General features: G+C 69.8%; 9 protein-coding genes. 3 read left to right on the top strand and 6 right to left on the bottom strand.

The window, feature by feature from the left end; all coding sequences use genetic code 11:
- Positions 1-159: 159 nt before the first annotated feature.
- Together tgt and D7Y13_RS29140 are read left to right on the top strand one after the other, a co-directional pair.
- On the top strand, positions 160-1,185 hold the full coding sequence (gene tgt, locus D7Y13_RS29135) for a tRNA guanosine(34) transglycosylase Tgt (RefSeq protein ID WP_244222385.1): 1,026 nt from the start codon (positions 160-162) through the stop codon (positions 1,183-1,185).
- 145 nt (positions 1,186-1,330) lie between these two features.
- On the top strand, positions 1,331-2,524 hold the full coding sequence (locus D7Y13_RS29140) for an excinuclease ABC subunit UvrC (RefSeq protein WP_120581933.1): 1,194 nt from the start codon (positions 1,331-1,333) through the stop codon (positions 2,522-2,524).
- Here D7Y13_RS29140 and D7Y13_RS29145 read toward each other — a convergent pair.
- Entirely contained in the window at positions 2,521-3,081 is a 561-nt protein-coding gene (locus tag D7Y13_RS29145) for a sugar O-acetyltransferase (RefSeq protein WP_120581934.1), read from the bottom strand. The two genes, D7Y13_RS29140 and D7Y13_RS29145, sit on opposite strands and share 4 nt — an antisense overlap.
- Positions 3,082-3,219: 138 nt before the next feature.
- On the opposite strand from D7Y13_RS29145, the gene D7Y13_RS29150 reads away from it, so the two are divergent.
- Positions 3,220-3,993, top strand: a complete 774-nt coding sequence (locus D7Y13_RS29150; protein ID WP_120581935.1) for an HAD family hydrolase — start codon at positions 3,220-3,222, stop codon at positions 3,991-3,993.
- A 66-nt stretch (positions 3,994-4,059) separates the two neighbouring features.
- Here D7Y13_RS29150 and D7Y13_RS48250 read toward each other — a convergent pair whose 3' ends face one another.
- The 5 genes from D7Y13_RS48250 to D7Y13_RS45920 all read right to left on the bottom strand — a co-directional run.
- On the bottom strand, positions 4,060-5,904 hold the full coding sequence (locus D7Y13_RS48250) for an OmpA family protein (RefSeq protein ID WP_233595229.1): 1,845 nt from the start codon (positions 5,902-5,904) through the stop codon (positions 4,060-4,062).
- A gap of 60 nt (positions 5,905-5,964) precedes the next feature.
- Entirely contained in the window at positions 5,965-9,273 is a 3,309-nt protein-coding gene (locus D7Y13_RS48255; protein WP_233595230.1) for a Kelch repeat-containing protein, read from the bottom strand.
- Between the two features lie 347 nt (positions 9,274-9,620).
- On the bottom strand, positions 9,621-10,598 hold the full coding sequence (locus D7Y13_RS29160) for a type VI immunity family protein (protein WP_120581936.1): 978 nt from the start codon (positions 10,596-10,598) through the stop codon (positions 9,621-9,623).
- Positions 10,591-11,103, bottom strand: coding sequence for a hypothetical protein (locus tag D7Y13_RS45355; protein WP_147444133.1), 513 nt, complete (start codon positions 11,101-11,103; stop codon positions 10,591-10,593). Before D7Y13_RS45355 ends, D7Y13_RS29160 begins: the two co-directional genes overlap by 8 nt.
- A gap of 119 nt (positions 11,104-11,222) precedes the next feature.
- Positions 11,223-12,167, bottom strand: a 945-nt coding sequence (locus tag D7Y13_RS45920) for a hypothetical protein (RefSeq protein ID WP_158626172.1), incomplete at its 5' end; no start/stop codon positions are given.

A 12,167-nucleotide genomic window follows, 5' to 3' on the forward strand; every position in this document is an offset into this window, starting at 1 on the left:
CGATGACCGAGCGCGCCACCGCGTCCCTGCCGCAGGACAAGCCGCGCTACCTGATGGGCGTGGGCACCCCCACGGACCTGCTGGAGGCGGTGCTGCGCGGCGTGGACATGTTCGACTGCATCATCCCACGCGGGCTTCCGCCACCTCGGGATGGAGGAGGTGAAGGAGACGGGGGCGAAGATCCTGCTCGCCAACACCTACCACCTGATGCTCCGGCCCGGCGCGGAGGTGTTCGAGCGCTTCGGCGGCATCCACCCGTTCATGGGGTGGGATGGCGCGGTGCTGACGGACTCGGGCGGGTTTCAGATCTTCTCCCTGCCGGAGGACCGGCTCATCACGGAGAAGGGCGCGCAGTTCCGCAGCTTCTACGACAACAGCCGCCAGCTCCTGAGCCCCGAGTCCAGCATCGCCATGCAGCAGGCGATCAACTCGGAGATCATGATGGTGCTCGACGTGTGCATCGATTCGCGCACCGACGAGGCCGGCACGCGCGAGGCCATGGAGCGCACCCACCGCTGGGCGGTGCGCAGCCTGGCCGCGAAGGAGAAGCGGTCCACGGGCCAGGCGCTGTTCGGCATCGTCCAGGGCGGCGTGCACCCGGCCCTGCGCGACGCGAGCGCGGAGTTCCTCACCAAGCTGCCCTTCGACGGGTTCGCCATCGGTGGGCTGGCGGTGGGGGAGACGAAGGTGGAGCGCGACACGATGACCGAGCGCGCCACCGCGTCCCTGCCGCAGGACAAGCCGCGCTACCTGATGGGCGTGGGCACCCCCACGGACCTGCTGGAGGCGGTGCTGCGCGGCGTGGACATGTTCGACTGCATCATCCCCACCAAGATGGCGCAGCAGGGGTATGCGTACACGTTCCAGGGCCTCGTCCGCATCACGCGCACGGCCTACCGGCTGGAGGATGGGCCGCTGGATCCGGAGTGCGACTGCTACGTGTGCAAGCGCTACACGCGCGGCTACCTGCAGCACCTGATGCGCGGCAAGCACCACCTGGGCTCGCGCTTCCTGTCGGTGCACAACGTGCGGCACTACCAGAAGCTGATGGAGCGCATCCGCGAGGGCATCCTGCGCAACGGCTACGCGCAGACGTACCGCGAGCTGAAGGCCGCCGTGGCCACGCCCAAGGACCTCAAGGACGAGGCCGCCGCCACCGCCGTCACCCTGAAGGACGTGGGCTGAAACCCGGCGGGGGCAGGGGCGCGTGTCCTGTCGCCCGCCCACCGGCCGGGATGTCTTCGCGGGGGCAGCAAGCGCGGTGCGGCGCGACCTGACGGGTTAGCCTGCGGAGCCCGGGTGCCGCAGGTGGCCCGGCTCCCACCGTCGCATGGATCCCCGCGTCACAGGCCTCCTGAACCACGTTCGCGCGCAGGCCGAGAACCGGCCCGGCGTGTACCGCATGTTCGGTCCCGCCGGAGAGCTGCTCTACGTGGGCAAATCCGTGCGGGTGCGCACGCGGCTGTTGTCGTACTTCCGCGCGGACGAAGGCGAGAAGGCGGCGGAGATCATCGCGCAGGCGCACCGGGTGGAGTGGGAGTACACGGCCAGCGAGTTCGCGGCGCTGCTGCACGAATTTCGGCTCATCAAGAGCCACCGACCGCTCTACAACGTGGAGCACAAGAAGGACCGCGCGCACTGCTTCCTGCAGCTCACGCGGGAGGCCGTGCCCCGGCTGCGCGTCGTGGGGCAGCCCGGCGGCGGCGGGAGCGCGGAGTACTTCGGGCCCTTCCACGGCCGGCACACCATGGCGGACGTGGTGCGCGCGGTGAACGACCTGCTGGAGCTGCGCGACTGTCCTTCCGACACGCCGATGCGGCTGGCGGATCAATTCCAGCTCTTCCCGATGAAGGACGACCCCCGGTGCATGCGGGGGCAGACGGCGCGCTGCCTCTCCCCGTGCGCGGGCGGGTGCACCCAGGCGGAGTACCTGGAGCGGGTGGCCCTGGCGCGGGCATTCCTGAACGGAGGGTCGGACCGGCCGCTGGTCATCCTGCGCGAGCGCATGGCGATGGCGGCGCGGCGGCTCCAGTTCGAATACGCGGCGGAGCTGCGCGACCGGGCCGAGCGGCTGGAGCGCGTGCGGTCGTGGATTGTCGAACTGGGCCAGACACTGCGACGCCTGTCATTGGTCTACACGGTGCGGGGGCAGCTCGGGGGCGAGGACCGCACCTACGTGCTGCGCCGGGGGCGGATCCGCGCGGAGGTGCCGGCACCCCAGACGTCGGAGGAGTTGTCGGCGCTGGAGGCGCGGGTGCGGGACATCTTCGCGATGCCGGAGCCAGAGGCGATTGGCCTTCGGGCCCAGGAGGCGCAGGAGGTGATGCTCATCGCGAAGTGGTTCCGCCTGCACCCCGAGGAGTTGGAAGGCACGGTGCCCGCTTCGGCGCGCACCGGAGATGGCGCGGCGTCCGAAGAGGTCGCGGAGGCTCGTGTCGCGCTGGCTCGGACGCTGGAGCGCACCGTGGAAGGGCCCGGCGGGGTGGAGGAGGGCGAGGCCGTCGAGGAGAGCGGCTCCGTCTAACGCAGGTTCCGGATGACGCGGCAGGGGTTGCCCGCGGCGAAGACGTAGGGCGGGATGTCGCGGGTCACCACGCTGCCCGCGCCGATGGTGGTGCCTTCCCCGACGGTGACGCCCGGGCAGATGATGGAGCCGCCGCCAATCCACACCTTGGAGCCGAGGGTGATGGGACGTCCCAGCTCCGGGCCCTTGATGCGCTCGTCCGCGTCCAGGGGATGCGTGGCCGCGTAGAGCTGCACGCCGGGACCCATGAACACGTCATCTCCCAGCGTCACCGGATTGCAGTCGAGGATGACGCACTGGAAGTTCATGAACACGCGCGCGCCCAGCCGGATGTGCGCGCCGTAGTCACAGAAGAACGGGGGTTCAATCCACGTTCCTTCGCCTACCGCGCCCAGGAGTTGGGCGAGCAGGCCCTCTCGCTGTTTCAGCTCGTCCTCGGTGGACTGGTTGTACGAGCGCAGGAGCTTGCGCGTGCGGGCCCGCTCGGCCATCAGCTCGGGGTCCGTGGCGAGATACAGCTCGCCGGCGAGCATCTTCTCCTTCTCGGTCCTTGCCATGCCGGGAAGGTAGTCATGCTCCTGGCGCCGCGAATGCCTGTGCCGACATGGAAGCAGGGGCCGGTGTTGAACACCTCGCGTGGCAGGAGCTTTCGGACGGGGTGACACCGGACAGGGGGGGCGGCGAGGATGACGGACATGAGGATGGAGCGGGTCGAGGAGACGCTGGAGCGCATCCGTCGCGAGGTCGCGCAGACGCCGGACGGCGTGCTGGCCTTCGATGGGGATGGCACGCTGTGGAGCGGGGACGTGGGGGACGACCTGTTCCTCGCCCTGCTGGAGCACGGTGGCGTGCGGGCCGAGGCCCGGGAGGCACTGGAGGGACTGGGGGCTCGGCATGGTGTGGCGTCACATCCGGACGCGGTGACGCTGGCGCGCGCCCTGTTCGCGGCGTTCGAGGCCGGACGGCTGCCGGAGAAGGACACCTACGAGATGATGGCGTGGGTGTTCGCGGGCTGGCACGTGGAGGAGGTGCGCGGCTTCGCCGAGGACGTGGTGAAGCGGCGGGGCGTGGCTGGACGCATCCATCCGGAGGCTCGCCGGGTGGTGGATTGGGCCCGGAGCCAGGGCGTGGATTGCTACGTCGTCAGCGCGTCTCCGCGAGCGGTGGTGGAGGCCGCGGTGCGCGAGGTGGGCCTGACGTCGGAGTTCGTGCTGGCGTGCACGCCGAGGGAAGAGAACGGTCGGCTGCGGACGTCTGTCTTCGAGCCCGTGCCCTACGGCCCCGGCAAGGTGAACTGCCTCAGGCAGCGCACGGACCGGCCGCTCTACGCCGCCTTCGGCGACAACGTGTTTGATTTGGATCTGCTCGCGGCCGCGCGCGTCCCGGTGGCCATCCGGCCCAAGGCGCGGCTTCGCGACCGTGCGGCGGAACTGCCGGCGTTGGTGCAGTTGCAGCCGGAAGACGCTTGATGCTCCCGTGCGCCGCTTCGCGGACCCTGCCTTCCGGTCCACGAAGCGGCGTCTTCGGTTCCTGCGCTACTTCGTCACGGTGACGAACTCCACGCGGCGGTTCGCGCTCTTGCCCTCGGGCGTGTCGTTGGTCTGCAGCGGGCGTTCGGGCCCGTAGCCCTTCGCCTCCAGACGCGAGCCCGCGATGCCCTTCTGGATGAGGTACTCACGCACGCGATCCGCGCGCTGCTGGCTGAGCGTGCGATTGAGCTCATCCGGGCCGCTGTTGTCGGTGTGGCCCTCGATGCGCAGCGTGATGCGGGGATTCGCCTTCAGGTAGTCCGCGACCGCGTTCAGCTCGCGCTGCTCCTCCTCCTGGAACTCCGCCAGACCGGACGGGAACCGGACGTGGTGCTCCAGCGGCGACTTCGTCGGCTCCTCGGTCTTGGGCTCCTCGGCAGGGCAGCCGTTGTTGGCCGCGGTGCCGGCTTGCTTCGGGCACGCATCCTCGTTGTCCGGGACGCCGTCCTTGTCGGAGTCGATCACAGGGCAGCCGTTGTTGGCCGCGGTGCCGGCTTCCTTCGGGCACTTGTCCTGGTCATCCGGGACGCCGTCCTTGTCCGAGTCGGGCGCGGGGCAGCCGTTGTTGGCCACGGTGCCAGCTTCCTTCGGGCACTTGTCCTGGTCATCCGGGACGCCATCCTGGTCCGTGTCGGACGCAGGGCAGCCGTTGTTGGCCGCGGTCCCGGCCTGCTGCGGGCACTTGTCCTCGTCGTCCGGCACGCCGTCCTTGTCCGCGTCCGGCGCGGGGCAACCCTGGTACTTCGGCAGGCCCGCTTCCGAGGCGCACTTGTCCTCGCGGTCCACGACGCCGTCGTTGTCCGAATCGGTGTCCGGGCAGCCGCCGTTGTCCTTCGAACCGGCCTCCAGCGGGCACTTGTCCTCGCCGTTGGGCACCGAGTCCCCGTCGTCATCCTGGTTCGGGCACTCGGCCGGCGTGTGGCTGCGACCGCTCTGGCACTTGTCTTCGCGCGGCGGCTGGTGCGCGTACGCGATGCCCGCCGCGAACCGGAGCGACGGCGTGCCCGGGATGTCCGTGAAGCCATGCCCGCCGATGGCGAACGCCTCGAAGCCCTTGCCCACCGGGAGGCGCACGCCGCCCAGCAGCTCCAGCGCCAGGTCCGATTCCACCAGGGACTCGGCGGCCTGCAATGCGACTTCAGCCCTCAGGCCGGTTCCGCGCGTGGCCACCACCACGCCCTGCTCCAACTCGGTGCCGACGTCGCGACCGGGCTCGACCTCACGCGAGCGGATCCGCACGCCCGCGTTGGCGCCCAACACCACGGGGCCGACCTCGCGGCTCACGGCCACGCGGGGCGCGAACTGGAACCCCGCCCAGCCCTGCTGCCGGCCGAACGCGTCCGCGGTGCCACCCGGAATCCCGATGTCCAGGCCCAGGCCGAGGAACACCGGGTCTCCATCCTCACGACGCAGGAGCGCGTACCGGGCTCCCAGCTCCGGCGTCCCCAGGCCGAAGGACTTCGGCTCCGACACGCCGACCAGCGACTCCGCGCCATGTCCTGCCTGGTGGATGATCACCGGCAGCTTCGCGGACAGCTCCAGGTTCTCGATGGGCGACCACGCGCCCGCGAGCCAGCCGGAGGTCCGGTAGTGGATGATGGAGCGCTCCAGCCCGTCGCTGCCCTGCAGGAGCAGGATGCCGCGCTCGTGGTGGGCCATGAGGAGCAGGCGGTAGCCGCCCTCGGGGAGCACGTTGCCGGTGTCCACCAGCATCGAGTCCGTCGCCCCCGGAGTGAAGCGCAAGCGCTCCAGATCCAACGGGACGAGGGGACTCGTGGTGGTCTGGCCAAGGGCGGTGGGGGCGGCGGCCAGCAGCGCGGCCAGCGCCCATCTCTGAGCCTGTGTACGCAAGGAGAAGTCCATTCGAGAAAGGAAGGGGCGTGCGAGACGTTCGGATCCGTGGCGCATGGCTCAGTTCACCCCGCTGACGGTGCGGCGGCGGCGCAGGCCGCTCCACGAAGCAAGCCCCGCGAGGAGCGCCAGCGCGGGCAGCGCGCCGTCGCCGGTGCTCTGGCAGCCACCGCCCGCGATCTCCACGACGGTCGCCTGGACCCGGACCTGGAACGTGCACTGAGAGGAATTGCCGGCCGCGTCCGTGGCGGTGACGGTGACCCGCGTGTCACCCGCCCGGAAGGTGCTGCCCGAAGCGGGCGAGGACGTCACCGACGGAGGGGAGGAGATGGCGTCCGTGGCCGTGGGCTCGAACGTCACCGTCGCGCCCGAGGCGTCATTGGACGTCACCGTCATGTCCGCCGGGCAGCTCACGACGGGCGCCACGGTGTCCTGCACGATGACGCGGAACGTGCACGAGACCTGGGAGCTGGGCAGCGTCGCGGTGACGGTCGTGGTGCCCACGGGGAAGCGGTCACCCGAGTCCGCCGAGTAGTCCACCAGGGCGCCCGCCTGATCCGGAACGGCCGGCGGATACATCACGATGGCGCCATTCGCATCCGTCGCTTCGGCGGTGACGTCCGAGGGGCAGGTGAGGCCCGGAAGCGGCCCGGCCGTGACGGTGATGGACACCGTGGCCACGGCGCTGTCCTGGACGCAGTCCCGGGCCCGGAAGGTGAAGCTGTCGTCGCCGACGTAGCCCGCCGTCGGGGTGTACGTGACGTTGGGCGGCGTGCCGCTCAGCGTGCCGTGCTGGGGCGGGGTGACCACGGTGAAGCTCAACACCTGCCCCACATCCAGGTCGGTCCCGGTGAGGATGATGGCCGCGGGCGTGTCCACCGCCGAGGAGACCGCCTGATCCAGCGCCGTGGGCGCCTGGTTGGCGACCACCTGCACCATGCGTCCACCGGGGATGGCGTTGGCGAAGACGGAGAGCGCGTAGGTGCCCAGCGGCGTGCCGGCGGGCACGGTCACCGTCGCGCGCGTGGACGAGAAGTCGGAGCTGGGAAGCGTCCAGAGACGCCCACCCTCCGCGGCCTTCAGGCGCACGAGGGGGAAGTCGGTGGGGGAGTCCGAGTAGCTGCCGCTGCTCGCGCCGGAGATGCCCCGGAAGAGGAGGCCTTCGAGCACGGTGGGGCAGGCGGCCACCAGGGTCGCCGGGTTGTCCACCACCGGCTTCCACGCGGGCTGCGCGCCGGTGCCTTCGAACAGTTGGGCGGTGGGCGCGTCCATGCCTCCCGCGACGAGCACCTCGCCCGAGGCGAGGGCGGCGGAGATGAGTCCGCCCGCCACGGCGGGCGCGTTGGTGGTGCTCCAGGTGCGGGTCAGCGGATCGAAGAGCTCCGCGGCGTCGGCGTAGTCGCCATTGACGGTCAGACCGCCCGCGACCAGCACCTTGCCGGAGGGCATCAGCGAAGCGGTGTGGTGCCAGCGCGCCTGCGCGAGCGGCCCGGTCGTGGTCCACGTGTTCGTGCCGGGGTCGTAGACTTCCGCGGACGTGAGCTCCACGAAGGCGGAGATGCCCGCCGCCGCCAGGACCTGACCGGAGGGCAGCAGCGTCAGCGTCAGCTCGTCGCGGGCCTGGGCGAGTGCCGCGGCGGGAGCCCAGGTGTTGGTCGCGGGGTCGTACAGCTCCGCGCTGGCGAGCTCGGCGCCGCCGTTGTCATGGCCACCCACCACGAGCACGCGGCCATCGGGGAGCAGCACGGCGGAATGTCCGCCACGGGCGGAGGCGAGGGGGGCCGCCGCGGTCCAGGTGTTGGCCGCGGGGTCGTACAGCTCCGCGGAGCCGATCACCGTCGTGTTGAGCTGACCTCCGACCACCAGCACCCGGCCATCCGGAAGGAGCGTGGCGGTGTGCAGGTGGCGGGGATTGGGGAGCGACACCGCCGGGTCCCAGACGTTGGTGGTGGGGTTGTAGCGCTCGGCGGAGCTCACCGAATTGGCGCCATTGCGACCGCCCACGACCAGCACCTGACCCGAAGGCAGGAGGGTGGCGGTGGCGCGCTCGCGGGGCGAGGCGAGGTCCGGCGTGGGGGTCCACGCGTTGGTCGTCCGGTCATACACCTCCGACACCGCCGACGGGCCGCCCGCCGCGCGGCCTCCCGCGACGAGCACCTTGCCCGTGGGCAGCAGCACGACGAGGGGGTCGGTCCGGGGCGTGCCCATGGCGCCGGCGGGGGACCAGCGGTTGACCGCGGGATCGTAGAGCTCCGTCTCCGCGTAGAAGGTGAGGCTGGGGGCGCTGGTGTATCCGCCCGCGACCAACACCTTGCCGGAGGGAAGCAGCGTCGCCGTGTGGTTCTCGCGGCCGATGAGCATTGAACCCGCAGCGGACCAGGTGCCCGTGGCGGGGTCATAGACTTCCGAGGCGATCTGCGCGGCCGCGCCGCCGCCGAGGGACCCTCCGGTGACCAGGACCCGGCCATCGGGCAGCAGCGTGGACGAGTGGCCCGAGCGCGCGAACGTGAGGCTCGCGGTGGCGGTCCAGGTGTTGGCCGCCGGATCATAGATTTCCGACTGGGGGGTGACTCCGCCGCTGGCGAAGCCGCCCGCGAGCAGCACGCGTCCATCCGGCAGCAGGGTGCTGGTGGCGTAGTGCCGGGCCACCAGCGGGGCGGCGGCGGCGGACCAGGTGCCGGTCGCGGGGTCATAGAGGTCCGCGCCGGGCACTTCGCCCGCCTGGTTGAAGCCGCTCACCGCGAGCACCCGCCCGTCCTTCAGCAGGGTGGCGACGTGCGCGCCCCGGCCCAGGGTCATGGCGCCCGTGGGGAGGAACGTGTTGGTCGCGGGATTGTACAGTTCGGCGGAAGCGAGCCGGACGCCGCCAGAGCCGGTGCCGCCCGCGACCAGCACCTGTCCCGAGTTCAGGAGGGTGAGGGTGGAGAGTGCGCGGGTCTGCGCCATGTTTCCCGTGGCGGTCCACGTTCCGGACGCCGGATCGTAGAGGCGGCCCGAGGTGGACCCATCGCTCATGACGAGCACCTGTCCGCTGGGGAGCAGCACGCCCAGGGTGACGTTGCCCTGGATGCCGGGAGCACCCGCGCCGCGCCAGGCACCGGTCGCCGGATTGAAGAGTTCCGCGGCGAGCACGAAGCCGGTCCGGTTGACCCCGTTGACGACCAGGAGTTCACCGGACGGAAGCAGGATGGCCGCGTGCTGCGCGCGCGGATTGGCCATGGACGCGGTGGCGGCCCAGCCGGGGGGCGAGGCGAGAGGGGCGCGCGTGGCCTCCGCACGCATCGGTTGCTCCTTCGTGCCGCAGGCCAGAAGACTCAAGCCCGCCACGAACACCAGGACCCTGCTCCAGACAGCGTGCTGTGACCGCATCGAACCCACTCCGATCCGCGAGGGCCGGAACGAACGCGACCGCGTCCGCCCGCCGTGAACGACCTGGGAGCGCCTTACCAGCGGGGTGGGTCCACGGGCAACGCGTGAGAAAAATCCTCCACGGTTGATCCTCGCGGCGCCCCAGGTGGACCTACACGGTGGAGCGGCTTCCGTGGGGGTGTTCAGGTCCCGAACTGCTCCCGGAGGACGTCGACCGCCGCATCGAGGGTGGGGGAAGGGTGACGAAGACCGTGCGGCCCAGGGCCCAGTCACGGGCACTGGCCACGAATCCCAACTGTCGGAGCGCGTCGAGGGCGCTGTCGCGATCCGTTGTCGGCATGTTCTTCTCAGTCGAGGAAGCGGCGCCACCAGCGGCGGGTTTCCTCTTCGGTGAAGTCGGACCAGGTGTTGAAGGGGTAGAAGGGTTGGAGCCAGGGCTCCAGGACCCGGGCGAGTTCGCGGTACGCCAACAGCGGTTCCGGTTCATCCATCTTCGTGTCGCCCGCCAGTGGGGCGGCTCCGAGGGTGACCAGGGCACGTCCGCCGGTGAGCTCCTGGACGGTGGTGTCAGGAGCGCTCAGGCGCGAGCGAAGGGTCTGGGCGCCGCCCACGGCTTCAAGCACGGAGGGGCCCAGGAAGTTCAGCCAGTGCACGCCGTCGATCTGGTCGCCCAGGTCCATCATGGCGCCTGTGTTCGGTACGTCCCAGCCTGGATGCCGGATCAGCTCATCCTTGATGATGGAGAGGATCCTCGAGCGACCCCGGGTAAAGGAGAGCGACAGTCCGGCATGGCCCGTCGCGAAGGGAAGACGCTCTGCGAGTGCCAAGGCGAGTTCTCGCACCTTGTCAGGGCCATGGTCAGTGAGGAAGCGAATCGGGACACTGACGCTCAGTTTACTGTGCTCGGATGATATCTCACGCCAGGGCAACCGGGCGCGGTATCTGAATTCATAGCCAGAGGGATCAAACGTGTCCCCGGTCAGGAATATGCCGGTGTCATAGCCTCGCTTGGTCAAGATGCGAAACCAGATGGAGTCCTCGTCCATGTCATCCAGAAAGCCAAAGCGAGGAATCTCCAGGTGCTTGTGGATGGTTGCCCAAGCGGAGGCTGTGAGCGGGAACGGACCTTCGTTGATGTCGGAGCTTTGGCCCGTCGTCAGCTTGTTGCCGTCATCCCCAATGTGTTTGAGGTAGGTGTCGAGCGACTGTTGCAGGAGGGGGGCCAATGCCCTGTGGTCATGCGGCAGGTAGAAGACGATTCGTGCCTGGAGCTGAACCTGTGGGAGTTCCTCGGCGAAGTGTTCCGATGAGGAATATCTAGTCACGAATGATTCCTAGTTGAGGTGTGACGATCGCAGGATTGCAATTTCCTCCGAGTTTTTTGTAGAGAGTCACCTGATCTTGTGTGTCAGAGTCGGAGCGCGGATTCTCTTTTCTGAATTTGATGCATGGAAATTTGAAGTCGTAGACGCATTGGACCTGCCCAGGCTTGCCTGTCGCGTGAATGACGACGTCGGGCTTCATTGAACCCGTCCATCGGTTCGTCAATGCGTATCCGCCCGATTTGCCATTGGGTCCATAGCGCGGTTCGATGGAGATGTTCTCGGGAAAGAGTCGGAGGATTTCCTGCTGGACGCACTTGAAGGCACGCTCGTGTTTCATGCGGCCCAGTTCCGCCTGCCGGGGGACGGGGTCGCCCGCTTTGTCCTTGCCGACCTCTCGCATGCACTCGGCATCGTCTGGACTCTTTCCCTCCCCGTACTCCCGCTCGTTGATCTTGAAGTGCGCCTCCTTCGCGCACTCCACCAGCAGGTACTCGATCCGCGCCACGTCCGCGGCCTCCAGGACGCGCTGGGTGGCATGGGCCGCAGCCGCCGCCCTCGCGGCACGTCCCGCCCAGGGAAGGACGGCGTCATTGCCCGTCTGCGTGTAGCAACCGGCTCAAGTCCTCAATCATCCTCTTCGTCCATGTCATGCGCGGCCGCGTTGAACAGGCCAAAACCTCCGGCCTCCTCGCGCGTGATTCCTGCCCTGCGCAGCGCGGGTGAGTCCCGCGTCTGTCCCACCGCCATCCAGCGTGGCGCGGCCAGCAGCACGCCCTGCTTCGGCAACTCCGGCAGCAGGTGCTCCAGGTCGTCGATGATGAACTCCGCGTGCCCCACGTCCTCCGGCTCGCGCAGTCCCACCGGGGGATGCCAGGGCCCCCCGTCCAGGTGGCCGAACGGGAAGCTCTCCGTCCCGCTCGCGCCCCCGTACCCGCCCTCCAACAACATCCGGACCCGCTCCACGCTCCCCGCCACCGCCGGAAGACAGACGCGCGTCAGCCAGTTCCACGTCGCCGTGCCCTGCTCCACGGGCCAGTCCAGCTCCACCGCGTCGTCCGCCTTCTCCAGGAGCGCGTCGATGTACGCGCACGCCGCCCGCGGCCCCAGCACGCCGCCCTTGCGCGCCTCCTCCGCCGCCGCCTCCCACAGCTCCTCGCGGTAGTAGTGCGCGAAGTAGAACCCGGGCTCCACCAGCTCCGCCCTCGCGCCGCGCGGAAGCTTCGCCAGCACCAGGCCGCTCGACAGGTACGCCGGCCCCGACGCCCGGGGATGGAACTGGCTGAAGGCGGACCGGAACGCCCGCACCGCCACGCCCGCCTCCTCCGTGGACTCCATCCCGTCCGGACACCCGGCCCGCAGGTGGAAGTCGTCGAAGCGCAGGAACACGTCCACGCCGATGCCCACCGCGTTCTGGCACAGCGACTCCAGGCACGCGGCCAGCGGATGCCCCGCGCCCACGCGCTCCGGGGCCTCCCACGTCGCCGCCGAAATCGCCCGGGTCTCCGGGTCCACCCGGAGCGACAGCCGAGCCCATCCCCCCTCGAACGGCGCCTCCCCATGGCGCACGTC

This window comes from Corallococcus praedator, assembly GCF_003612125.1.
Taxonomy (GTDB): domain Bacteria; phylum Myxococcota; class Myxococcia; order Myxococcales; family Myxococcaceae; genus Corallococcus; species Corallococcus praedator.

Bases quoted from the DNA above. Each gene is read 5' to 3' on its own strand.
- D7Y13_RS29140 (WP_120581933.1), top strand. From the start codon at position 1,331: ATGGATCCCCGCGTCACAGGCCTCCTGAACCACGTTCGCGCGCAGGCC.
- D7Y13_RS29145 (WP_120581934.1), bottom strand. From the start codon at position 3,081: ATGGCAAGGACCGAGAAGGAGAAGATGCTCGCCGGCGAGCTGTATCTC.
- D7Y13_RS29150 (WP_120581935.1), top strand. From the start codon at position 3,220: ATGAGGATGGAGCGGGTCGAGGAGACGCTGGAGCGCATCCGTCGCGAG.
- D7Y13_RS48255 (WP_233595230.1), bottom strand. From the start codon at position 9,273: ATGCGGTCACAGCACGCTGTCTGGAGCAGGGTCCTGGTGTTCGTGGCG.